This window comes from Mycobacterium sp. 1245801.1, assembly GCF_001673055.1.
Classification (GTDB): Bacteria; Actinomycetota; Actinomycetes; order Mycobacteriales; family Mycobacteriaceae; genus Mycobacterium; species Mycobacterium europaeum_A.
Genome location: NZ_LZKY01000355.1, coordinates 37,935 through 60,626, shown reverse-complemented (window position 1 = coordinate 60,626; position 22,692 = coordinate 37,935). Strand labels below are relative to the sequence as shown.

Annotated in this window: 21 protein-coding genes; 5 read left to right on the top strand and 16 right to left on the bottom strand. The window is 67.1% G+C overall.

The annotated features are described in order from the left end of the window. Position 1: 1 nt before the first annotated feature. From A5622_RS22415 to A5622_RS22370, 10 genes are all read right to left on the bottom strand, one after another. Positions 2-829, bottom strand: a complete 828-nt coding sequence (locus A5622_RS22415; RefSeq protein WP_066881304.1) for a mycofactocin-coupled SDR family oxidoreductase — start codon at positions 827-829, stop codon at positions 2-4. Next, entirely contained in the window at positions 826-2,394 is a 1,569-nt protein-coding gene (locus A5622_RS22410) for an NAD(P)/FAD-dependent oxidoreductase (protein WP_066881302.1), read from the bottom strand. The genes A5622_RS22415 and A5622_RS22410 overlap by 4 nt, the downstream gene beginning before the upstream one ends. Next, a complete protein-coding gene (locus tag A5622_RS22405; RefSeq protein ID WP_066864840.1) occupies positions 2,387-3,004 on the bottom strand; it encodes a TetR/AcrR family transcriptional regulator in 618 nt (205 codons plus the stop codon). Before A5622_RS22405 ends, A5622_RS22410 begins: the two co-directional genes overlap by 8 nt. A 54-nt stretch (positions 3,005-3,058) precedes the next feature. Further along, entirely contained in the window at positions 3,059-5,887 is a 2,829-nt protein-coding gene (locus A5622_RS22400) for an RND family transporter (protein WP_066864837.1), read from the bottom strand. After that, positions 5,884-6,327, bottom strand: a complete 444-nt coding sequence (locus A5622_RS22395) for an MmpS family transport accessory protein (RefSeq protein ID WP_197497969.1) — start codon at positions 6,325-6,327, stop codon at positions 5,884-5,886. The genes A5622_RS22400 and A5622_RS22395 overlap by 4 nt, the downstream gene beginning before the upstream one ends. A gap of 205 nt (positions 6,328-6,532) precedes the next feature. Further along, entirely contained in the window at positions 6,533-6,958 is a 426-nt protein-coding gene (locus tag A5622_RS22390; RefSeq protein ID WP_066881300.1) for a hypothetical protein, read from the bottom strand. Next, on the bottom strand, positions 6,955-7,167 hold the full coding sequence (locus A5622_RS22385; protein ID WP_066881298.1) for a hypothetical protein: 213 nt from the start codon (positions 7,165-7,167) through the stop codon (positions 6,955-6,957). Before A5622_RS22385 ends, A5622_RS22390 begins: the two co-directional genes overlap by 4 nt. A 31-nt stretch (positions 7,168-7,198) precedes the next feature. Then, on the bottom strand, positions 7,199-8,689 hold the full coding sequence (locus tag A5622_RS22380) for a hypothetical protein (protein ID WP_066881296.1): 1,491 nt from the start codon (positions 8,687-8,689) through the stop codon (positions 7,199-7,201). A gap of 176 nt (positions 8,690-8,865) precedes the next feature. Further along, positions 8,866-11,310 (bottom strand): glycogen/starch/alpha-glucan phosphorylase, encoded by a 2,445-nt coding sequence (locus tag A5622_RS22375; protein ID WP_066881344.1) that lies wholly within the window; start codon positions 11,308-11,310, stop codon positions 8,866-8,868. A 254-nt stretch (positions 11,311-11,564) separates the two neighbouring features. Continuing rightward, positions 11,565-11,888 carry a multidrug efflux SMR transporter gene (locus A5622_RS22370; protein ID WP_082994660.1) on the bottom strand — a complete coding sequence of 108 codons (324 nt, stop codon included), beginning with the start codon at positions 11,886-11,888 and terminating at the stop codon, positions 11,565-11,567. 57 nt (positions 11,889-11,945) lie between these two features. Here A5622_RS22370 and A5622_RS22365 point away from each other — a divergent pair, with 57 nt between their 5' ends. From A5622_RS22365 to A5622_RS22350, 4 genes are read left to right on the top strand one after another with little or no spacing between them, the layout of a single operon-like run. Then, positions 11,946-12,869 carry an alpha/beta hydrolase gene (locus A5622_RS22365; protein ID WP_066881292.1) on the top strand — a complete coding sequence of 308 codons (924 nt, stop codon included), beginning with the start codon at positions 11,946-11,948 and terminating at the stop codon, positions 12,867-12,869. After that, positions 12,866-13,303: a DoxX family protein gene (locus A5622_RS22360; protein WP_156753053.1), complete on the top strand. Its 438-nt coding sequence runs from the start codon at positions 12,866-12,868 to the stop codon at positions 13,301-13,303. Before A5622_RS22365 ends, A5622_RS22360 begins: the two co-directional genes overlap by 4 nt. A 60-nt stretch (positions 13,304-13,363) precedes the next feature. Continuing rightward, positions 13,364-14,170, top strand: coding sequence for an SDR family NAD(P)-dependent oxidoreductase (locus A5622_RS22355; RefSeq protein WP_066881291.1), 807 nt, complete (start codon positions 13,364-13,366; stop codon positions 14,168-14,170). Continuing rightward, positions 14,167-15,132 carry a phosphotransferase family protein gene (locus A5622_RS22350; protein ID WP_066881290.1) on the top strand — a complete coding sequence of 322 codons (966 nt, stop codon included), beginning with the start codon at positions 14,167-14,169 and terminating at the stop codon, positions 15,130-15,132. Before A5622_RS22355 ends, A5622_RS22350 begins: the two co-directional genes overlap by 4 nt. Before the next feature lie 14 nt (positions 15,133-15,146). Here A5622_RS22350 and A5622_RS22345 read toward each other — a convergent pair whose 3' ends face one another. After that, positions 15,147-15,392, bottom strand: coding sequence for a hypothetical protein (locus A5622_RS22345; RefSeq protein WP_066864812.1), 246 nt, complete (start codon positions 15,390-15,392; stop codon positions 15,147-15,149). Positions 15,393-15,563: 171 nt separating this feature from the next. Between A5622_RS22345 and A5622_RS22340 the strand changes: the two genes are divergently transcribed. Then, the gene (locus A5622_RS22340) at positions 15,564-16,247 is read left to right on the top strand and encodes an MspA family porin (protein WP_066881289.1); all 684 of its coding nucleotides are present in this window, start codon (positions 15,564-15,566) and stop codon (positions 16,245-16,247) included. Between the two features lie 13 nt (positions 16,248-16,260). On the opposite strand, the gene A5622_RS22335 is transcribed toward A5622_RS22340, so the two are convergent. The 5 genes from A5622_RS22335 to A5622_RS22315 all read right to left on the bottom strand — a co-directional run bounded on the left by A5622_RS22335 (position 16,261) and on the right by A5622_RS22315 (position 22,660). After that, entirely contained in the window at positions 16,261-17,556 is a 1,296-nt protein-coding gene (locus tag A5622_RS22335; RefSeq protein WP_066881287.1) for an acyl-CoA dehydrogenase family protein, read from the bottom strand. A 21-nt stretch (positions 17,557-17,577) separates the two neighbouring features. Further along, the gene (locus A5622_RS22330; RefSeq protein ID WP_066881340.1) at positions 17,578-18,720 is read right to left on the bottom strand and encodes a CaiB/BaiF CoA-transferase family protein; all 1,143 of its coding nucleotides are present in this window, start codon (positions 18,718-18,720) and stop codon (positions 17,578-17,580) included. Beyond that, the gene (locus A5622_RS22325) at positions 18,717-19,493 is read right to left on the bottom strand and encodes an enoyl-CoA hydratase/isomerase family protein (protein WP_066881285.1); all 777 of its coding nucleotides are present in this window, start codon (positions 19,491-19,493) and stop codon (positions 18,717-18,719) included. Before A5622_RS22325 ends, A5622_RS22330 begins: the two co-directional genes overlap by 4 nt. 2 nt (positions 19,494-19,495) lie before the next feature. After that, complete coding sequence (locus A5622_RS22320) at positions 19,496-20,704, bottom strand: acetyl-CoA C-acetyltransferase (RefSeq protein ID WP_156753055.1); 1,209 nt, start codon at positions 20,702-20,704, stop codon at positions 19,496-19,498. A gap of 141 nt (positions 20,705-20,845) precedes the next feature. Next, positions 20,846-22,660: a glycoside hydrolase family 15 protein gene (locus tag A5622_RS22315; RefSeq protein WP_232003021.1), complete on the bottom strand. Its 1,815-nt coding sequence runs from the start codon at positions 22,658-22,660 to the stop codon at positions 20,846-20,848. Between the last annotated feature and the right edge of the window lie 32 nt (positions 22,661-22,692).

The following is a 22,692-nucleotide window of genomic DNA, read 5'->3' as shown; positions in this document are numbered from 1 at the left end:
ATCAGATCTTCAGGTAGCCCTTGTCGGCGGGAATTTGCGCGGCCGTCACAAGCGACGAGGCGTCGCTGGCGAGCCACAACACGATGTCGGAGACCAGGTTCGGGTCGGCCAGTGAGTCGGTGGGCAGCGCGCCGGGGGAGAAGCTGTGAATGTAGGTCTGGTTGTCGGCGAAGAGCTGCCACATCGAGGGGTCGTTGCCCATGGGCGTGTCGGTGCCGTACGGGTGCACCGAGTTGACGCGGATGCCGTATCCACCCAGTTCGACCGCCAGCGAGTTCGTCAGCCCGACCACGCCGAACTTGCTGGCGCAGTAGTGACCGCATCCCGGTACGGCCTTGATGCCCGCCGCCGAGCTGATGGTGATGATCGAGCCCCCGTTGCCCGCCTGAATCATCGCCGGCACGGTCGCTTTGATGGTGTTCCAAACTCCGGTCAGGTTGGTGTCGAGGACCTCTTGCCATTGCTGCGCCGAAATCTCCCACAGCCGGCCCCAATTGAGCACGCCGGCGTTGGCGACGACGATGTCCAGGCGGCCGAATTGGGTGATCGCGTCGTCGACGAGCCGTTGTTGGCCCGCGGCGTCGCGGACGTCGACCTGCGCGGCCAGCATCTTGCGGCCTTCGCTTTCCACCAGGCTCGTCGTTTCGGCCAGGTCCTCCGGCGTCGCGGCCGGGTAGCCGTTGTTCGCCGCCACCGGGCCGCACGCGTCGATGGCCACGACGTCCGCCCCGGCCCGGGCCAGCCGCACGCAATGCGAACGGCCCTGTCCGCGCGCGGCGCCCGTGACGAATGCGACCCGGCCGGCCAACGGTTTGTCGTTGTCGCTCATGCTATCTGGGCCTTCCGGGTCGGGGCCGCCTCGCACGGCGCGGCGGCGCGGGAAAACTCGTAGTCGGACAGTGCCGACTTGCGCGCGAAGCGCCGCGAGGCGGCGATCGTTTGTGGCCGGTGATAGACGGTGTCGCGCTGGGAGTTGATGAAATACGTGGACAACCCCGGATTGCACTCGGTGAAGTACAGGTGGGCCGTTTTTGCGCGGCGCCGCATCAGCGCGTTCCACCGCTGGAACGCTTGGGGTTTGACGCGCACGACCTCGGTGCCCTGCCGGCGCGCGACGTCGATGATCCGGACCGCGTGGGCGGCCATCGTCTCGACGAAGTCCGGCCACGCGAAGCCGACGAAGCCCAGCGGCCCGACGATCTCCCACCGGTTGGGCAACTGCGGGTGCGCCGTGCCGGCATAGGCGTGCAGGCCGTGCGTGCGGTAATACTCGCCGAGGTCGAACCCGGCTGTGCCCACCACGGTTCCGGGTCGATAGGTCTCCGGGTCCGTCCACAGCTCGTAACCGGTTGCCGCGACGATGAGGTCGGCGGGATGTTCGACTCCGTCGACGGTACGGATGCCGGTGGCGGTGATTCGGTCGATGGCGGTGGTGATCAGGTGGGTGGTCGGATTGTTCAGTGCCGGCAGGAAGCTGCTGGAGATCACCGGCCGCTTGGCGAGGATCCCGTATCGCGGGACGAGCGCGGCGCGGGTGGCCGGGTCGTGCACCACCGCCCGCAGCAGCAGCCGGTACAAGGCGCGGCAGTACGCGTCGTACAACGGCATCGTGTGAACCAGGACGCGCTGCGGCAGCCGCGACAGCAGGTGGACGATGGGCGCGATCATCGCGATGTCCATTGCCCATCGTCCCGCCGAGTTGATGGCGCCGACCACGCCGGGCACCCGCAGGAACCGACGCATCAGCGGGGGAATGTCAAAGTCGATCTTCGGCAGCACCCAGGCCGGTGTGCGTTGGTACACCTCGAGATTGGCAGCCTGACCCGATAAGGCGGCGGCGATCTGCACACCGCTGGAGCCGGTGCCGATTACCGCGACGCGCTTGCCGCGCGGGTCGTAGCCGTCGTCCCAGGCGTTGGGCCGCAGGATGGTGCCGGCGAAGTCGTCGATTCCGTCGATGTCGACGCGCTGCTTGGCGTTGACATAGCCACCCACCGAGCTGATGACGAAACGCGCTGTGACGCAGGGCTTTCCCTCGATGTCGAGGTGCCAACGCTGCGTCGTGTCATCCCAGGACTGGCGCAGCACGTTGCAGCCGGTCTGCAAATGGTCGTACAGATGCAGCGACCGGGCGGTGTCGCGGAAATAGTCGTAGAGTTCGCGGCCCGGGGCGAAGAAGCGTGACCAGTTGGGGTTCGGCGCGAACGAGAGCTGATACCACAGGCTGGGGATGTCCACGGCCAGGCCGGGGTAGTGGTTGTCGCGCCAGGTGCCGCCGACGTCGTCGCCGCGCTCCAGGATGACGAAGTCGAAAATCCCCTGCTGACGCAACAGGTGCCCGGCGGCGATGCCGCCCGGGCCGGCTCCGATGACGGCGACGTCGTAGTCAGCCATCTCGTCTCCTCTCGCTTCCGGTGAGTCCGGCCACGATGTGGTCGGAGACGAATTTGCCGACGGCGCGGGGGCTTTCCAGATTGACCACCATCGGCGGCAGCAGTTCGAAGCTGAGCAGCACGCGCACGATCCATTCCGCGGCGTGCCGGGGATTGACCGACTTGCCGACTTCGCCCCGGCGCTGGGCGGCCCGGACCAGCGGCGCCCAGAGGTTGATGGAGCGCTGCATGAGGTCCTCGCCAAGGTTGTCGAGCAGCAGGACGATGAGGCTCTGATTGAACCCCTTCGGGCCCAGCGGGTCTGAGGTCTGCCGGTGTTTGCAGATCACGTTGGCGGCCGCGGCCACCTGGCCGGCGAGGTTGTCTTGCCGCTGCACTTCGGCCGCCATGGTGGTGATGAAGCCGGTGGCGAGTTCGTCGAGCGCGGTTTTCAGTGCGGTTTCGCGGTTTCCGAACGCGTTGTGCACGGTCCCGCGCGACACACCGGCGATCTCGGCGACGGCGGTCAGGTTGAACTGGCGGGGGCCCAGCCGGCGCAGCGTGCTGGTGGTGGCCGACAGCAGCGACGGTGAGACGGCGCGGATCGTCTCACGCGGCGTCGTCGTCGACATGTGAACACATTAACGAGATGTGTTCAATCCGGTCAACGATTCGTCAGATCCGCATCAATGCTGTGGCAGCGGGCGGGGGCGTACCAGCGTCGGCCACCAGAACCACGGCCCCAGAATCCGCAGGATGGAGGGCACGACGAACGAGCGCACGATCAACGTGTCCAGCAGCAGGCCGATGCACACGGTCGATCCCACCTGACCGATGGTCCTCAGATCGCTGGTGAGCATGGCCAGCATGGTGAAGGCGAACACCAAACCGGCGGAGGTCACCACACCGCCGGTGCTGCCGAGCGCGCGGATCAGGCCGGTGTGGATCCCGCCGTGCAGCTCCTCTTTGACCCGGTTGATCAGCAGCAGGTTGTAGTCCGATCCGACGGCCACCAGGATGATGAACGTCAGCGGCAGCACGAGCCAGTGCAGATGCAGGCCGACCAGGTGCTGCCAGAAAAGGATGGACAGGCCGAACGCCCCGGCGTAGGAGAAGGCCACCGTGCCGGGAATCACCAAGGCCGCCACCAGGCTTCGCGTGATGAACAACATGATCAGGAAGATCAGCACGAAGGCCGCGATCGCCGCGATCAACAGATCCGACATCGCGTATTGCTTGATGTCCTTGTCGTTGGACCCCGAGCCCCCGATATACACCCGGGCGCCGGCCAGCGACGTCTCTTTGAGGATCGTCTTTATCGCGTCGGGGAACTGCTCGACGTGCTCCACGCCTTCGGGGCCCATCGCATCACCCTCGTGGGTGACGATGAAACGGGCGGCTTTGCCGTCCGGCGACATCATCAGCTTCATGCCCGCCTTTAGGTCCTCGTTGTCGAAGGCCTCGTGCGGGATATAGAAGTAGTCGTCGCTGCGGGACCTGTCGAAGTCGTTGCCGACGTTGATCGAATCGTCGAAGGTCTGCTCGGTCTGGATGGACTGCAGGTCGGCCGAGCCGTAACTGTTGACCAACTTCAGCTGCAGCGCCTCGGTGTCATCGGCGGTGGCCTTCAGTTGGGCGATGATCTGCGGGAAGGCCTTGTCCACCTCCGCGAGGGAGATTTCGGCCTTGTCGATATCTTCGGCCAAGTGGTCGATGTGATCGATGGTGTCCCACAGCGATCGGAACGCCCAGCAGATCGGGATGTCGAAACAGTGTTTCTCCCAATAGAAGTAGCTCTTGATGGGCCGGAAGAAATCGTCGAGGTTCGAGACTTCCTCGTTCATTTCGTTGCTGACCCGTTTGAGGTCCTCGACGGTGAGCACCGTCTGGTGCAGTTCGTCGGACACCTTCTGGAAGAAGCCGATCTCCTTGCGTAGCACAGCCACGGAGTGCGCCTGGATCTCGGCCTGCGCATCGGTGTTGGAGTTCTGCTCCCTGTTGAACGGGAGTTGTTGACCGTTGCCGCTGCCCTGCGTGGTGAACAGGTAGGGAATGCTGGCGTGTTCGAGCGCCCGGCCTAACGGCCGCGTCATGCCCTGCACCATCGCCACGCCATGCAGCCGGATCAGCGCCCTGGCGACGCGGTCCAGCGAGATGAAGTCGGCCGAGTTGCGCATGTCGTGATCGGTCTCGACCATCAACATCTCGGAGAACAGCTTGCTCTTGGGGAAGTGCCGATCGGCGGCCTGGAAACCGAGATTCGCAGGCGCACTGGCAGGTTGGTACTGCCGATCGTCGTAGTTCTGCCGGTAGCTCGGCACGAAGATCGCGCCGAGCATGACGACGGCGGAACTGGCCACCAAAATCGGCACCGGCCAGCGCACCACGCTGGCACCGATGCGCCGATAAAGCCGCCCGTGGACGTTGGTTCTCGGGTCGAACATCCCGAACAGGCTGCCCACGGTCAGCACCGCCGGACCCAGCGTCATCGCCGCCGCGATGGTGAACAGCATGGTGATCGCGACGGCCGGCCCCATGGTGTGGAAGTAGTTGAGCCGCGCGAACGTCAGGCAGTAACAGGCGCCGGCGATCGTCAGTCCGGACCCGATGATGATGGGTGCCACGCCCTTGTAGGCGATGTAGAAACTGTCCTCCCGGCTCTCGCCGGCCTGGCGCGCCTCGTGATAGCGGCCCATCAGGAAGATGCCGTAGTCGGTTCCGGCCCCCAGGGTCAGCGCGATGACGATGTTCACCGCGAACGACGACAATTCGATGTATCCGTAGTGCCCGAGGGTCGAGACGATGCCCTTGGCGACAAGCATTTCGATGAGGACGCCGAGCAGGGGCACCAGCAGGGTCGACGGGGTGCGGTACACCAGCAGCAACATCACGACGATGAGGATGATCGTCACGATGGTGACGTTGTTCAGGCTGGCGTTGGCGATGGTGAGCGTGTCGGAGGCCAGCGGAGCTGCACCGCTGACATAGACCTTGAGGCCCGGCGGAGGCGTGTCCTTCTTGATGATGTCGCGGACGGCGTCCACGGACTGGTTGGCCTGGATCTGGCCGATGTCACCGGCGAGACGAAGGAGCACATAGGTGCACTTGCCGTCGACGGATTGCGCCCCGGCCGCGGTGAACGGTTTGCCCCACAAGTCCATCACGTACTGGACGTGCTTGGTGTCGTTCTGCAGGCGGCGCATCAAATCGTCGTAGTACCGGTGATCCTGGTCGCCCAGTCGCCGGTTCGCCTCGAAGACCACCATGGTCAGGTTCGTGGAGTTGGATTCGTGGAACTTCTCGCCGATGTGCAGCAGCGCCCGCTGCGAGGGCGCGTAATGCGGAACCATCGGCCCGGCGAGCTCTTCGGCGACCCGTTCCACTTGGGGCATAAAGGTATTGGTGGTGACCGCGAGCAGGGCCCAGAACAAGATGATCGGAATCGCCAGGGCCCGCACCATTTTCGGGATGAACGGACGCTTGACCCTGGGATCCTCGAGGCGATGCTCGGTCATGCCGACTTCACCCTGCACTGGACGTCCGCGTCCTGATGATCGCCCGATTGCTCGTCGCGGATGACGCCGTCCACCAGCATGCGGCAACCGACCTGACCGCCGTGGACGTGCACCGAGATGCTGCCGGACGCCACCGTGAGCGTGGTGGTCTCCGTGTGGGACCACGGCAGGGTGGTGATGTCGACCTGATGCGGATGACCGTCGATGTCGACGTAGACCAGTTTCCCGCCCTGGCCGGCGTCGCCGAACACCTCGTAGGTGATCCGCTTGATGTTGAACTCCTCGGGTGCCTGCGGACCGTTGACGGTGATGACCGGCTCCGGTTCGGAGAACTGATGCACCTTGTACATGCAGAGCAGACCCACGCCGACCGCGACCACGGCGACCAACGGCATCCAGGTTCGCGCCAGGACGGTCCGACCGACGAAACGAGGGCTCATTCGATCACCTCTCGCGACCCGGTCCGGACATCGTGTTCGTGCCCCCCGCCCTCGCCCTCGTGCCCGCCAAATAGTAGACGGTCATGTGCTCAATTGACACATCATGGTGCAAAGACTCCGGACAGCGCAACCCGGACACGACCTCGAAGGCCGGCCGGCCCACCCGGGCGCCCGGTGGGCGCCGCACGTCCGGTCTCGTCGTGCGTCAGGCCAGCTTCTTCAGCCGCCGCCGCAACCGCGCGCTGCGGCGAATCTGAATGGCCAGGTTTGTCGAGGTCAACATGGGGATCACCCCGAGGAATGTGCGCTCCGAGGGCGTCGCTCCCTGCAGGTGGTAGAGACTGCCGAAGACGAAGAAGCAGCCGAGCATGAACAACGCGCCCGGGATGCACAGGGTCATCAACGAACCGCGATCGGCAACGACCTGCTTGGCGTAGTCCACCTCGTCGCGCGACATCGGTTCGCCCTTGCGGACCTTGTGCAAAACCGCTTTGGCGCTGCCGATTTCTTCACTGACCGGAGCAGTCGTTCGGCGCTCCAAGCGATTTACGTGCACGGCGGCGACGGCGGCCAGCGCCACGGCCAGGACGAGGGTGACCAGGGTCAGCAGACCGTAGAGATACGTGCTCATTTTCCAGTCCTTGCTCCGCTGTTGGACTTCCGAAGACTTTGCCGGTCCCTGATCACATCCCGGACGACGAGCCCGAGCAGGACGATCAGGCCGAGCGGCACCAGGAGCCTGAAGACGATCGAGGCGTGGCTGTACAGCAAGCAGTAGGCGACCGTCCCGATCACCACCATGGTGAGCAGGATGGCGCGATTGATCTTGTCCGTACTCATTGCAGGAACCTAACTTCTCGACGGCGAGACCTCAAAACCCGAAGTCGCCACCGCCGCCGGAATCGGAACCGCCGCCGCCGAAGTCCGATCCGCCCCCGAAATCGGAGCCGCCGGAATCCCAGCCGCCGCCGGAGTCCCAGCCACCGTCGAAGCCCACGTCACCGCCGCCGGAGTAGGTGGCGTCGTTGCCCGCGAATCCGACGTCGGCGCCACCGGAGTCCTGGTAGCCGCCGGTGAACCCCACATCGGCCGGCGGGCTGTTGTAGCCGGCTGCCTGTCCGCCGTCATAGCCGTAGCTGTTGGCATCGGCGAACGCGGAGTCGCGGCCGGCCTCGAAGCCGCGCTCGTAGCTGCCGCCCCAATGGTCGTCCAGCAACGCGTCCATCAGCAGCACGTCGGTCAGCGCCCACGTCCAGCCGGGACCCCAGAACGCGTACGGGTAATAGCCGGGGTAGAAGAACATTCCGTTGTGGTAGCCGCCGCCGTAGTAGTGCGGGTAACCCGGCTGCGCGGTGGTGCTGTAGTTGTTGTTGTTGATCGTCACCGTTTCGCCGGTGTCCGGATTCTTGGCCCGCACGGTGGCCTGCTTGCGGTCGTCGGCCGGGACAGAAGTCACGGCCGCGACGTCGGGTTGGCGCGGGTCGAGCTTCCGGTTGGCCTTGGCGACCGTGGACTCGACCACCCGCAGATGCGCCCGCGCGGAGCCGTAATCGCCCTTCTCGTAGGCCTTTCGGGCGTCGTACAGGCTGGCGTTGGCTTTCAGCGACTCGGCGCTGACATCGGCGCCGCCGGTGGTGAGCACCGCGTTGTCCAGGTCGCTGACGTTCGACGTGGCCGCGATCAATTCCTGCTTGATTTCCTCACGTGCCTCGGAGTCCTTGCGGTGCTTACGATTTCGGCCGATCGCGAACCAGAACAGGCCGGCCATGGCCAGCGCGATGCCGAAGATGACCAGCGTGACCTTCAGCCACGCCCACTCGTCGTGCTTTTGGTGCGCGACTTCAGAGGTGGTCGCCGGTCCGGCGGGGCTTGCATTGGCGCTCGCCAGCCTGGCGACGAACGCGCTCGTGGCGCCGTACGGGTCGTTGCGATGATCCCTCGCCGACTGATTCATGAATTGGTCGACGTTGTCGGCGATCGCCTTGGGCACGTTGTAGGCGCGCACGTGGTAGCCGCGAGCGTCGATGACGAGGATGACGCCGCTGAATCCGGCGTTGCGGCCCAGCATGGCGGTGTGTACGGCGTCGGCGGTGGTGACCCCGCTCTGGGCGGGCGACACCGCCGCCACCCAGACCGGTGGGCCCGCGCTCCACCGCCACGAGCTGGTGAGAATCTGCTGGTTCAGCTTGTCGGGATTCTGCAGCGGCGGTCTGGCGCCCGGATCGACCACCACATGCGTCTGGGCGTCGAACCTGCTCACCAGCTGGTCGGTGTAGGTGTCGGCCGAAGCGGTCGGCACCAGCAGCATGGCCAGTGCCACGGTCAACGGGACCAGGACAAGGCTGCGCAAGCGTGTGGTCACATCTCTCCTGCCACGAGTCGTTCTGTCGATCGCGGGGCCGCGACAACGTCCCAGTGCACCCTGCGCGTGAGCGCCCACCCTAGCCCGTTTCGGGCGGCTCTGCCGCGGGGCCGGGCGGCGCCGGTCGCGGCGGTGGTCGATGGCCCGCCGGGCGCGGCCGGACTACCCGGCCGGCGCTAGATCTTGACCGTCAGCGGCCAGACGTTCCAGATCTCGTCGCAGTACTCGGTGATGGCGCGATCCGACGAGAACTTGCCGCTGCGCGCGGTGTTGAGGATCGACATCTTCGTCCACGACTCGCGATCCTGCCACGCGGCGCCGACCCGCTCCTGACAGTCCACATACGACGCGTAGTCGGCGCACACCAGGAAGGGGTCGTCGTAACGCAGGTTGTCCACGACGGGCTTGAACACCTCGGTGTCCCCGCGCGAAAACGTCCCCGCGGCAATCAGATCCAGCACAGCGCGCAGCTCGTCGTTGCCGTCGATGTAATCACCCGGGCGATACCCGTCGGCCTTGACCGCGCCGACTTGCTGCTCGGTGAGGCCGAACAGGAAAAAGTTCTCCGGCCCGACCTCGTCGCGCATCTCGACGTTCGCCCCGTCCAGGGTGCCGATGGTCAGGGCCCCGTTGATCATGAACTTCATGTTCCCGGTGCCCGAGGCCTCCTTGCCCGCGGTGGAGATCTGTTCGGACAGATCGGCCGCCGGGTAGATCAGGTGGGCGTTTTGCACGTTGAAGTTCGGCACGAAGGCCACCTGAAGGAACCGGTTCACGTCCGGGTCGGCGTTCACGGTTTCGGCGACCGCGTTGATGAGCTTGATGATCCGCTTGGCCAGGAAGTATCCAGGCGCGGCCTTGCCGCCGAAGATGAAGGCCCGCGGCGGGATCGACAGGCCGGGGTCACACTTCAGGCGGTGATACAGCGCGACGACGTGCAGGACGTTCAGGTGCTGGCGCTTGTACTCGTGGATGCGCTTGACCTGGACGTCGAACATCCAGTCCGGGTTCAGTTCGACGCCGGCCACCGAGTGGACGTATCTGGCCAGGCGGGACTTGTTGTTGCGCTTGATGTCGCGCCACTCGCGCCGGAAGGCCGCGTCCTCGACGAACGGCTCGAGCCCGCGCAGCCGGCCCAGATCGGTCAACCAGCCGTCACCGACCGTGCGGTCCAGCAGTTCGCGCAGCCCGGGGTTGGCCAGCGCGAGGAAGCGGCGCGGTGTCACGCCGTTCGTCTTGTTGCTGAACCGTTCCGGCCACATCTCGTAAAAGTCTTTCAGCACACTGCTTTTCAGCAGCTCCGAATGGAGGGCGGCGACGCCGTTGACGGCGTGGCTGCCGACGGTGGCCAGGTGCGCCATCCGGACATTCTTGCCGCCGTTCTCCCCGATCAACGACATCCGGGCGACCCGGTCCTCGTCGCCGGGGAAGCGGGCGCGCACCTCGTCGAGGAACCGGCGGTTGATCTCGTAGATGATCTCGAGGTGGCGCGGCAGCGACTCGGCGAACATCTCCAGCGGCCAGGTTTCCAGCGCCTCGGGCAGCAGGGTGTGGTTGGTGTATCCGAACGTCGCGACGGTGATGTCCCACGCCGCGTCCCAGTCCAGCTCGCGCTCGTCGACGAGCAGCCGCATCAGCTCGGCGACCCCGATGGACGGGTGAGTGTCGTTGAGCTGCAGGGCAAACCGCTGCGGAAGCTCCTTGACGGACACGTCGGCGAGATCGTCCATGATGTGCAGCACGTGTTGCAGCGAGCAGGACACGAAGAAGTACTGCTGCAGCAGGCGCAGCCGCTTGCCGGCCTCGGGTTCGTCGTTGGGGTAGAGCACCTTGGTAACGGTCTCGGATGTGACCTCGTCCTCCACCGCCTTGTAGTAGTCGCCGGTGTTGAAGGCCTCCAGGGCAAACGATTTGACGGCGCGCGCGCTCCACAGCGTCAGCACGTTGCAGGTGTTGACGCCGTAGCCCTGGATCGGCGTGTCATACGCGGTGCCTTTGAGCAACCGGCCCGGCACCCAGCGGACCCGGTCGTGGCCGGCCCCCTTAGCTGGGTCGGTGTAGTGCTCGGCGTAGCCGCCCCACTTCACCAGGAAGCTGACGTCGGGTTTGGCGATCTCCCAGGGGTTTCCGTTGTCCAGCCAGTTGTCGGTCTGCTCGACCTGCCAGCCGTCGTGGATTTCCTGGTCGAAGATGCCGAATTCGTAGCGGATGCCGTAGCCGATCGCCGGGCGCTCCAGGGTGGCCAGCGAGTCCAGGTAGCACGCGGCCAGCCTGCCGAGGCCGCCGTTGCCGAGCCCGGGTTCCTCCTCGCAGGCCAGCACCGTGTCGAGGTTTTGGCCCATCGCCGCCAGCGCCTCGCGAGCCGCCCGCTCCATCTGGAGATTCAGCAGGTTGTTGCCCAATTGCGGGCCCATCAAGAACTCGGCCGACAGGTAGCAGGTCACCTTGCGACCGAGGTCCAGCGAGGTCTGCGTCGAGGCCACCCGGCGGTCCTGCATGCGATCACGGACCGCCAGGGCGAGCGCGCGGTAGTAGTGCTCGGGGCGCAGGGCCGCCGCCGGACGCCCGATCGAATAGCGCAGGTGGTCGTTGATCGCGCGCTGGAGTGCGGCCGCGCTCATCCCGGTGCGCGAGTGCTCGATCAGGTCGGCCCGGGTGGGGTTGCCGGGGGACAGGCCATCGGAGGGCGTCTGATCGACATCGGTCATGGTGAGTCCTACTCGCTAGGGGGTGGCGGGCAGCACCGCCCCGGGCCGCTGCAATGCCCGGTGGCGACAGACCGTCAGTCTTGCAGCGATATTTGCACACCAGGCCCGCAACAGAGGTCGGAAACGTGAACGGGAGTCCACCTGCCGGCGACGAAATGGCCCCGCGGTCAGTGCGCGCCGGCCAGATTCAGCGTGACCACCCCGGCGATGATCAGCCCGACACCGGCGACCTTCGTCAGCGATATCGGCGAACCCAAGAACAGCACCGCGATCAGCACGATCAGGGCCGTACCGATGGCCGACCACAGCGCGTAGGCGACGTCGGTCTGCATGCCGCGCGAGATCGACACCGCCAGCAGCGCGAAGGAGACGGCATAACCGCTTAAGCACACGACGGTCGGCCACAGCCGGCTGAAACCGTCGGTGCTCTTGAGCAGGCTGGTCGCTATCACCTCTGCGAATATGGCGCCGAGGAGAAAGAGATAGGTCAAAACGCCTCCTTGCATACCCCTGTACAGGTACGTGTTTACCTCCAAGGATTACGCCGTATGACCCGCACCCCGCGCTCATTGACGTTCGATGTCGGCGAGGTGGCCGGGCAGCCGGCGTCGCTGGCGGCGACGTACTACCCCGCGCGCGACGTCGCCGACGCGGCCGCGCTGCTGGTATGTCTGCCGGGCGGCACCTACAGCCGCGACTACTGGGACCTCACCATTCCCGGCCACCACGGGTACAGCTTCGCCGGCTTCGCCACCGAGAACGGCTACGCCGTCGTGACCATCGACCCGCTGGGGACCGGCGAAAGCTCGCGGCCCACAGGCGATTTCGGCTTCAGCGATATCGCCGGCGCGCTGGCGCGAGCCGTCAGCGCGTTGCCGGACACCATCGGCATCGAGGCGCCGGCGATCGCGGTCGGGCATTCGCTGGGCGGGTACCTGGCCATCACCCAGCAAGCGCTGTTTCCCGGCTATGCCGGGCTGGCGGTGCTGGGTTGCACCAACCAGCACGTCGCGCCGTTGAACCTGGACGCGGCGTTCATCGCGCGTTGCGCCACCCCGCAAGGCCGCGCCGAAGCGGCCGCCGAAATACTGTCCGCGCTCGACAGGCCGTATTTCGAGGGGCCACGCGAGTACCTGCAGAGCTGGTTCCATCTCCCCGACGTTCCCGCCGACGTCGTCGCGGCCGACGCCAGCGCCGCCAAGTCGGTGGTCCCGCGCGTGTTCGGCACGGCGATGGTCCCCGGCATCGTCGCCGAGCATGCGGCGCGCATCGACGTCCCGGTGCTGGTCGGCTACGGCGTCGTCGACGTCTCGCCGGACCCGCGCGCCGAGGCCGGGCTGTACCGGAGCAGCCCGGACATCACCACCCTGTTGGTGGCCGGCAGCGCGCACTGCCACAACATGGCGTCGAGCCGGCATCGGCTGTGGCGGCGCCTGCTCGCCTGGGCGGCGACCGTAGCCTGTCCCTCGTGAGGAATGGTCTCGACGCTCGCCTGGCCCGGCACGCTCCGGGGGTGCTGAGCCTGTTTCGCCTCGTCTACGGTTTGCTCTTCGCCGCGTACGGTTCGCGCAGCCTGTTCAATTGGCCCGTCCGCTCGCCGGTTGTCGTCGAGTTCGGATCCTGGCCCGGCTGGTATGCCGCACTGATCGAGATCGTCGCGGGCCTGCTGGTGGCCGCCGGGTTGTTCACCCGCGCCGCCGCGTTCGTCGCCTCGGGGGAGATGGCGGTCGCCTACTTCTCGGTCCACCAACCCCAGGCGCTGTGGCCGGTCGCCGATCCGCCGGCCGGCAACGGGGGCGCGTTGGCCGTTCTGTTCTGCTTCGCGTTTTTCCTGCTGGTCTTCACCGGCGGCGGCAGCTACTCCCTGGACGCGCGACGCCGAATGCTTCCCCTCCGCCGGCGATAATGGCATTCTCTGATACGGAGAAGCCATTTCCGCAGGGCCGGCAGGCCGAGGAGGACGACGATGAGCGCGCAGCGGTGCGACGGGATGGTGGCCCTGGTCACCGGCAGCAGCCGGGGCCTGGGCAGGGCGATCGCCACACGGCTGGCCGAGCACGGGGCCACGGTGGCCCTGACCGCCCGCACGATGGACCCCGACCCCAAGTATCAGGGGTCGCTGAGCCAGACCCGCGACGAGATCGTCGCCGCGGGCGGGAAAGCCATTGCGGTCCAGGCGGATCTGTCCCAGACCGAAGACCGTGAACGGCTTTTCGCCGAGGTGGCCGGCGCGGTCGGCGCACCCGACATCCTGGTCAACAACGCCGCGGTGACCTTCCTGCGGCCCCTCGACGGGTTTCCCGAGCGGCGAGCGCGGCTGATGATGGAGATGCATGTGCTCGGGCCCCTGCATCTGTGTCAGCTGGCGATACCCGCCATGCGCGAGCGTGGACGCGGCTGGATCCTGAACCTGACCTCGGTCGGCGGTGACCTGCCACCCGGGCCGCCGTTCTCCGAGTTCGACCGCACGGCGGGCTTCGGCATCTACGGCACGGCCAAGGCCGCCCTCAACCGATTGACGAAAAGCCTTGCGGCCGAGCTGTACGACGACGGAATCGCGGTCAACGCCGCCGCCCCGTCCAATCCCGTGGCCACGCCGGGCGCCGGCACGCTCGACCTGGCCAAGACCGACACCGAGGACATCGCGTTGATCACCGAGACGGCCTTGCGGCTCTGCACCGGCGATCCGAAGACCCTGACCGGGCGCATCGCGCACACCCAGCCCTTCCTCGCCGAGATCGGCTGGACGAGGACCGGCCCGCTGACGGGATGAGCCGAGCCGAGCTCGATCCGACCGAGCTGCGCCGCCGACTCGACGGCGCGGGCGTCACCGACGTCGCCCCGCTGGCCGGCGGCGCCTCCAGCCTCACCTTCGCGGGCAGCAGGGATGGCCGGCGGGTGGTGATCAAGGTGGCTCCGCCGGGCGTCGCACCCGTCGCGCATCGCGACGTGCTCCGCCAGGCCCGCATCATCAAGGCGCTCAAGACAACTCACGTTCCGGTCCCGGAGGTGCTGTGGGAAGATGCGGGGGACCCGCCCGGCACACCGCCGCTGTATGTGATGAGCCATATCGAAGGCGATTGTGTGGAACCGTTGTTCGACGGCTGCCCGCATGTCGGCGGGCTGAGCGATCGATACCGGAACGCGTGCCGCGCGATGGCCGCGCTGCACAGGCTCGCGCCGGCGGACCTCGGGCTGGGCGATGAACCCGTGGTCGACCCGGTCGCCGAAGTCCACCGGTGGTCCGACACGCTGCGGACCGTCGACCCGGCGCTGGCCCCCGACTGGCCGAAAGTGTATGACGCGCTGCTCGATTGCGCGCCGCGTGCGATGGCGCCGCGTGTGGTGCACGGTGACTTCCGGCTGGGCAACCTGCTCGCGGCCGGGGCGCGGGTCAACGCGATCATCGACTGGGAGATTTGGTCGATCGGCGATCCGCGCATCGATGCGGGCTGGTTTCTGATCAACTGCGACCCGGACACCTACCGGCGGGTCGACGCACCCGACGGTATGGTACCGCCGATCGACGAACTCACCGAGCTCTATGCATCCGAGTTAGGTTGCGAGATAACCGATTTGGCGTGGTTCACGGCGCTGGCGTGTTTCAAATCGACGGCGACCTGGGCGTTGATCGTCAAGCACAATCGCCGCCGGGCGGCGCCGCGAGCCGAATTGGAAGCGATGGCAACGATTTTGCCGAGGCTGCTCGACCGCGCCCTGACGTCGCTAACTTAGTGCCCGCCGGAGCCTTACTGGCAGCGGACCAGAAGATTTTCGCAGATCATTCCGACATCGCCCGTATCGTTCACGGGCTGGCCTTCATTGGACGGATTGATCCAGGTGGTGGGAAACGGATTGTAGACGTCGTCCATGCCCGGCGGCTGGGGGCGAGGATCGACGTTCGGGTCCGCGTGGGCCATGCCGGCGCCGCTCGCCAGGGCGATGGCCGTCGTCGCGCAGACCAGCATTGCGCGAGTCCGGGTGCGAACCGTCATCGCCGCCTCCTCGGTTTCTGGCCGAATTGCTGGCTGCTGAAACGCCGATTCTACCGTTGACCGCATATCGCGTAACAGTTACAAACCCACAACGACTTCGGTGGGCCGCCCAGCAAATCTCGTGACTCGAAACGCCGGGTGCGTACGGTGTCGCCCGTGAGGCCGATTGCCGTGGTCGTTCGTCGCGCCCTGGTGGCCGCCGCCTGCCTGGCCGTTTCGCTGCCTACGGCGCCGTCGACATGCGCGGATCCCGACGCCGCCCCGGTTGCTGCGGAAGCGGCGCCGGAGGCGGAGGGAGCGATTCCCTCGAATCCCCCCGCAGTCCTGCACACCCCCGACGGCTGGACCCTCGGTCTGGGCGCCCGCGACGAGCAGCAGGTTCCGGTGGCACCGTTGACCACCGCGGTGTCGTCCCGCGAATACGTCGCCAGCGGGATATTCGTCGGCTCCCTCATCGGGCCGGGACCGCCCCAGGGCGTCCTCGAGGTGGGCTATGAGATCGGCTGTGGCATCGACATGAGCACGTCGGACGGCGTCACGATCGGTGGCAGCGCCGGCATCACCCCGGGTGTGACCGGACCGGTGACCGGAGTGCCGGGAGACGTGCTTCCGTTGGTCGTCGCCCCGATCGCGGGCATCCTCAACGTGGGGCTCAAGCCGGGCCTGGTCGTCGTGGTGCCGGTGGTCAAGAAACAGTTCAGGGCACCGGATCCCTGGGTGATGGTCAGCAACTTCCACGTCAAGATCGACGGTTGCGTGGGTGAGTCGTTCATCCGCTCCTACGCGGTGCTCAATCGAGTGACCGACCAATCCGATGTGGTGCTGTCCTACGTCGGCGTCACCAAGAAAGTCTGAGCGGGCTCGCCGCTCAGCCCCGGGGGATGCCCGCCAGCTTGTCGGCGAACTTGGCCTCGGCGGCCGCCCGCAACCGCAGCAGATGTTCGGAGGGAAACAGATCCGGCGCGGGTTCACGGTCCTTCAGCAACAGCCGGGCCAGCGTGACCTTGTGCACTTCGGTCGGGCCGTCGGCCAGCCCGAGCACGAACGACTCGACCAGATACTGCACGAACGGCATCTCGTGGGTGGTGCCCAACGAGCCGTGCAACTGAAGCGCCCGCGATGACACGTCGTGCAGCACCTTCTGCATCATCGCCTTGACCGCCGAGATGTCGGCCCGGACGGCCTTGTAGTCGTTGAATTGGTCGATCTTCCAAGCTGTTTGGAGCGTCAGCAGCCGGAACGCCTCGATCTCCATCCAGGAGTCGGCGACCATCTCCTGCACCAGCTGTTTGTTGGCCAGCACCTCGCCCTGGGTGTAGCGCGACGCGGCCCGTTCGCAGATCATGTCGAAGATCCGCCGGACCAGTCCCACGGTGCGCATCGCGTGGTGAATCCGCCCGCCGCCCAGGCGGGTCTGCGCGACGACGAACGCCCCGCCGCGCGGCCCCAGCATGTTCTCGGCGGGCACCCGGACGTTGTCGTAGCGCACATAACCCTCACGCCCACCGCCGATCGGCTGGTATCCCAGCCCGACGTCGCGCAGCACGTTGATGCCGGGGGTGTCGCCGGGGACGACGAACATCGAGTAGCGCTCGTAGGGCGGCGCGTCGGGATCGGTCATCGCCATCACGATCAGGAACGACGCCATCGAGGCGAACGACGAAAACCACTTCTCCCCGTTGATGACCCAGTGATCACCGTCTTGTACGGCGGTGGTGCGGAACACCTTCGGGTCGGCGCCGCCCTGTGGCTCGGTCATCGAGAAACAGGAGATGATGCGGTTGTCCAGCAGCGGCTCCAGATAGCGCTCTTTGAGCTCGGGCGTGCCGTAGTGCGCCAGGATTTCGCTGTTGCCCGAATCGGGGGCCTGTGACCCGAAGACGATCGGCGCGCATTCCGAGCGCCCCAGAATCTCGTTGAGCAGCGCCAATTTCACCTGCCCATAGCCCGGACCGCCCAGGTGCGGGCCCAGGTGGGTCGCCCACAGCCCGCGCTTTTTCACGATGTCCTGCAGCGGCGGGATCAGCGCCTGACGCACCGGGTCATTGAGGTCGTGGGATTCGGTGACAATCAAGTCGATCGGCTCGCACTCCTCGCGCACGAAACCTTCGACCCACTGCAGTTGTTCGGCCCACTCCGGGTCGGTGGAGAAGTCCCACGACATGTGTCGTCCTCTCTGGATCGGTCACTTTGCACTGCTCTGGGCCACCACGCCGGCATCCTCCAGCGCGGTGATGTCGTTGGCGGCCAGGCCCAGCTCGCGCAGCACCGCGCGGGTGTGATCGCCGGGAAGCGACGGAGGCGCGGGCGTGGCCGGACGGGTCCGGGAGAAGCGCGGGGCCGGTGCGGGCTGGGTGAGGCCGTCAAGTTCGACGAACGTGCGCCGCGCGACGTTGTGTGGATGCCGCGGCGCCTCGGTCAGCGAAAGCACCGGTGTCGCACAGCATCCCGGCGTGCCCAGCAGGCGCTCCCATTCGGCGCGGGACTTCTCGGCAAAGCGCGCGGCCAGTGCGGCCCGGTGGCCGGCCCACGCCGTCGGATCGTCGTCGTCGTGCGGCACGTTCACGCCGAGCCGATCGCACAGTTCGGCGTAGAACTTCGGCTCCATGGCGCCGACGGCCATGTGGCCCCCGTCGGCCGTGGCGTAGGTGCCGTAGAAGTGCGCGGCGCCGTCGAGCAGATTGTCCTGACGCCGGTCGCGCCACGTGCCCGCCGACAGCATGCCGAAATACGGTGCCAGCAGCGCGGCGACGCCGTCGACCATCGCCACGTCGAGGACCTGCCCCTGACCCGACTGGCGGGCCTCCAGGATCGCGCTGAGCAGCCCGACCGCCAATAGCATTGCACCGCCGCCGTAATCGCCGACGAGATTCAAGGGCGGCACCGGTGATTCGGCGGTGCCGATGGCGTGCAGGGCGCCCGTGAGCGCAAGGTAATTGATGTCATGCCCGGCGTGACCGGCCAAGGGCCCGTCCTGTCCGTAGCCGGTCATGCGGGCATAGACCAGCCGGGGGTTGCGCGTCCGCAACGCATCCGGGCCGATGCCCAGGCGTTCGGCCACCCCAGGCCGGTACACGTCCACGAAGGCATGGGCGTCGGCGGTCAGGCGGTGGACGAGGTCGCGCCCGCGTGGGTCCTTCACATCGGCGGCCAGTGACCGCTGGCTGCGGCGGACCGTGTGGTCGACGGGCGGCGGACCGTCGACACCGGCCAGCGCGTCGATGCGGATGACTTCGGCGCCCAAATCGCCCAACAGCATTCCGCACAGCGGTGCGGGCCCCAAGCCGCCCATCATGACGATGCGCACACCGCGCAGCGGACCGGTCATGACGACCACTTCTTGCGGCGCTGCGCCGCCTCGTCGGTGGCGTGGGAAATCACCTGGTTGCGGTTTTCCAGTTCCATCGCCGACGCAAGGCTCGCGGCGTCGGTGTTGATTTGAAGGGCGCGCTTGGTCAGTTGCGCGCCCAGCGGGGCGTGGCCGGCGATCAGCGACGCCAGCTCGACCGCGCGGTCGGCCAGTCGGTCCGGCTCGACGACCTCACTGACCAGCCCGCGACGGTCGGCCTCGGTGGCCGAAACGGTGCGACCGGACAGCATCCAGTCGGCGGCCACGCTGGTGCCGACGATGCGCGGCAGGTGGTAGCTCATGCCCATCTCGGCACCCGAGAGCCCGAGCAGGATGGCGGCATTGGCGAAAGATGCTGCCGTCGAACAGATTCGGATGTCGGCGGCCAGGCACAGCGCGAGTCCGGCGCCAACGCAGGGGCCATTGACCGCGGCGATGACGGGTTGCGGCAACGCGCGCACCGCTTCGGCGAGGGCGGCCATCCTTTCCTGGAAGCGCATCCGGTCCAACGCGGGTGCGCTCGCTTCGAGCATCGAGGGGCCGAAGTCGCGCACGTCGATGCCCGCGCAGAACCCGCGTCCGGCGCCGGTCAGCACCACGGCGTGTACGGCCGGGTCGGCGGCCAGATCGCCGAGCCCGTCGCGCAATTCGGTCTGCATCGCCTCGTTGATGGCGTTGAGCCGCTGCGGGCGATTCAGCCGCAGGACGGCGACCCCGTCGCAGGGCCGTTCGAGGGACACGGTGTCCGCCATGTTCACACCCGCTCGATGATCGTCGCCGTGCCCATTCCGCCGCCGGTGCACATGGTGACCAGACCCGTTGTCAGGTCACGACGTTCGAGCTCGTCCAGGACGGTGCCGATCAGCATGGCGCCGGTGGCGCCGATGGGGTGCCCGAGCGCGATCGCCCCGCCGTTGACGTTGACCACCTCGGGGTCGATGTCGAGGTCGCGCATCGTCTTGAGCGGGACGGCGGCGAAGGCCTCGTTGATCTCCCACAGATCGATGTCGGCCACGGTCATGCCCGCCCGCTGAAGACATCGCTGGGCCGCGGGGCCGGGGGCGGTGAGCATGATGATGGGTTCGCTGCCGATGGCCGCGGTGGCCCTGATCTGCGCGCGCGGCGTGACCCGATGGGTGTGCAGCCAGTTCGACGAGGCCAGCGCAACCGCCGCGGCGCCATCGACGACGCCGGACGAGTTGCCCGCATGGTGCACGTGATCGATGCGGTCGATGTCCGGGTAGCGCTGCAGGCAGATGTCGTCGAACGTGCGTTGCTCGCCGTCGGCGCACGCGGCGCCCAGCGCGGCGAAGGCCGGTTTGAGGCGGGCCAGCGACTCGGTGGTGGTACCGGGGCGGGGATGCTCGTCGCGTTCGACGCGACCGTGCGGAGTGGGCACGTCGATCAGCGACCGCTCGAAGCGGCCCTGCTCGATGGCCGCGCCGGCGCGGCGCTGGCTCTGCGCGGCGTAGGCGTCGACGGTCTCGCGGTCGAATCCCTCCAGGGTGGCGATCAGGTCGGCCGAAATACCCTGCGGGACGGTCGGATACAGCGCACGAAGATCCGGGTTGTTGCCGTCGATGGTCGGGACTCCCGCGGTGACGTCCCAGCGTGACATGGATTCGACGCCGCCGGCGATCATCAGATTCTCGCTGCCGGCGGCGATGGCCGAGGCCGCCACGGTCACCGCCTGCTGGCCCGACCCGCAGAATCGGCTCAGCGTCATCCCGGGCACGCTCTGCGGCCAGCCGGCCAGCAGCACCGACAGGCGGGCGATGTCGTCGCCGTGGTCTCCGGACAGGATGCCGTTGCCCGCGATCACGTCGTCGACGTCGGCCGGGTCGAAGCCGACCCGCTCGGCCAGTGCGGTCAGGCACCGCGCGAGCAGGGCCTGCGGGTGCACGCCGTGCAGTCCGCCGTCGGGGCGGCCGCGCCCGCGGGGCGTGCGGACCGCGTCGAGAATCCAGGCGTCGATGAGGGACTCCGATCGTTGTGGTTCGGACGAGACCGGCACAGGTCACCAGCGATCGTAATCCGTCTCTCGGCAGTGGAGAACCGCCTTCTCAAAATTAGCGAAGCTGTTCTCGTTCGGGGCCCCAGGTCGTCACGACTCCAGGTCGAGCGCCGCCCCGATCAACGCGAGGTGGCTGAGGCCCTGCGGCAGGTTGCCCATGAACGAGCGGTCGTCGGCATCGATCATTTCGGGCAACACGCCGACGTCGTTGGTCAGCTCGACGAGCTCGGCCATCAGGTCACGGGCCTCGGACGTGCGACCCACATGGTGCAGCGCCGAGACGGCCCAGAACGAGCATGCGACGAACGCCCCTTCGCGTTCCTCCTCACGCGCGCCACTGAACCGGAAAAGTAAAGGTCCGCAGCCTAACTCGCGACGTAGTGCGTCGATCGTGGCGGACATCCGTTCGCCACGGTCAAACCCGCTGCCGGCGTGCAGCAGAATCGACGCGTCCAGCTGACCGCTGCCCGGAAACCATTCGTAGCTGCCCAGCTCGTCGTTCCAGCAGTGGCGCTGCACCCAATCGCTGATCCGCTCGGCCTCGCCGGCCCAGCGGCCGGGGTCGCCGGGAATCTGGCCCTGGTCGGCCAGGTAGACCGCGCACCGCAGCGCCTGCCAGCAGCCGAGCTTGGACGTCGTGTAGTGCTCTTGCCGCGGCAATTCCCACATGCCGGCGTCGCGGTGGCGCCAGGCGTCGCACGCCCGATCTGCGAAATCCGCCAGCAGATGGCCGGTTTCGGTATCCAGGACGTGGCCGCTGTCGACGTAGAGCCGCACTGTGTCAAAGAGGTCGGCGAAGATGCTCAGCTGCAGCTGCCCGTCGGCGCGGTTACCGGTCACCACCGGGCCGATTCCGCGCCAGCCGGCCGCCTCGAACCGGCTCACCGGGGGAGGCGGTGAACCGTCGAGGCAGTAGAAGACACCCACATCGGGAATGTGCCGGCGGACGGTTCGCAGCAGCCAAGCCACGGCGGCGTGCGTCTCCTCGCGAATCCCGAAGCGGCGCAAGGCGGACAGCGTGTATGCGGTATCGCGGATCCATGCGAAGCGGTAGTCCCAATTCTTTCCGCCCGACATCCGTTCGGGCAGCGAGGTGGTCGCGGCCGCCGCGATGGCGCCGGTCGGACTGAAGATGAGCAGCTTGAGCAGCAACACACTGCGACGCACCGCCTCGGCCCACGACTCGGGGCATTCGAACTGCCCGGACCAGTTCCCCCAGAACGCGATGGTCTTGTCCAGCCCCTCGTCGATGTCGGACGCCGACGACAGCATCAGCGGTTCGGACTCCGAGGCGACCAAGCCGATCAGCCTCCGCAGGCCGGCCGTCGCGGTGAACGTTCCGGACGCCGTCTGGTCGGTCCACTCGACGTCGAACTGCTCCGAGACACACACGCCCACGTTGAGCGACCCGGCTCGCAGCACCGCGCCGTGCGGGGTGCGCCGCGCCCACGGCGAGGAATGGTCGAAGCAGGTCCCCGGCGCGACCCGCCAGCGCATCGGCACCGTCCCGTCGAGGCCCTCCACGCGGCGGGCGAGTTCGGTCCACGGCAGCCGGCCACCGAAGCCGATGTTCAGCGCGTCGGTGACCCGGACCCGTCCCGACTCGGTGACGAAGGTCGTTTCCAGAACGTTGGTCTTCGGCAGGTAACGCCGCCGCGTGTGAAACGGGACGGTCGGCGTCAGGTCCAGGCGTCCGCCGTTGGGTTGGTCGAGCAGCGCGGCGAATACCGGGAGCGAATCCAAATCCGGAATCGGAAACCAATCAATGGCGCCGTCTTCGGCCACCAGCGCCACCGTGCGGCCGTCACCGATCGCCGCATAGCTGCTCAGCGCCGCGAAACCGGCTGTGCGGTAAGGAGATTCGGTCGGCGCCGAGGTCTCGGTATCAAGTTCTGGCGCCGGCACGTAGGAACGGGTTCCCCCACACGCCGCAGGTA

Bases quoted from the DNA above. Each gene is read 5' to 3' on its own strand.
- A5622_RS22415 (WP_066881304.1), bottom strand. From the start codon at position 829: ATGAGCGACAACGACAAACCGTTGGCCGGCCGGGTCGCATTCGTCACG.
- A5622_RS22410 (WP_066881302.1), bottom strand. From the start codon at position 2,394: ATGGCTGACTACGACGTCGCCGTCATCGGAGCCGGCCCGGGCGGCATC.
- A5622_RS22405 (WP_066864840.1), bottom strand. From the start codon at position 3,004: ATGTCGACGACGACGCCGCGTGAGACGATCCGCGCCGTCTCACCGTCG.
- A5622_RS22400 (WP_066864837.1), bottom strand. From the start codon at position 5,887: ATGACCGAGCATCGCCTCGAGGATCCCAGGGTCAAGCGTCCGTTCATC.
- A5622_RS22395 (WP_197497969.1), bottom strand. From the start codon at position 6,327: ATGAGCCCTCGTTTCGTCGGTCGGACCGTCCTGGCGCGAACCTGGATG.
- A5622_RS22390 (WP_066881300.1), bottom strand. From the start codon at position 6,958: ATGAGCACGTATCTCTACGGTCTGCTGACCCTGGTCACCCTCGTCCTG.
- A5622_RS22385 (WP_066881298.1), bottom strand. From the start codon at position 7,167: ATGAGTACGGACAAGATCAATCGCGCCATCCTGCTCACCATGGTGGTG.
- A5622_RS22375 (WP_066881344.1), bottom strand. From the start codon at position 11,310: ATGAGCGCGGCCGCACTCCAGCGCGCGATCAACGACCACCTGCGCTAT.
- A5622_RS22365 (WP_066881292.1), top strand. From the start codon at position 11,946: ATGACCCGCACCCCGCGCTCATTGACGTTCGATGTCGGCGAGGTGGCC.
- A5622_RS22355 (WP_066881291.1), top strand. From the start codon at position 13,364: ATGAGCGCGCAGCGGTGCGACGGGATGGTGGCCCTGGTCACCGGCAGC.
- A5622_RS22350 (WP_066881290.1), top strand. From the start codon at position 14,167: ATGAGCCGAGCCGAGCTCGATCCGACCGAGCTGCGCCGCCGACTCGAC.
- A5622_RS22345 (WP_066864812.1), bottom strand. From the start codon at position 15,392: ATGACGGTTCGCACCCGGACTCGCGCAATGCTGGTCTGCGCGACGACG.
- A5622_RS22335 (WP_066881287.1), bottom strand. From the start codon at position 17,556: ATGTCGTGGGACTTCTCCACCGACCCGGAGTGGGCCGAACAACTGCAG.
- A5622_RS22330 (WP_066881340.1), bottom strand. From the start codon at position 18,720: ATGACCGGTCCGCTGCGCGGTGTGCGCATCGTCATGATGGGCGGCTTG.
- A5622_RS22325 (WP_066881285.1), bottom strand. From the start codon at position 19,493: ATGGCGGACACCGTGTCCCTCGAACGGCCCTGCGACGGGGTCGCCGTC.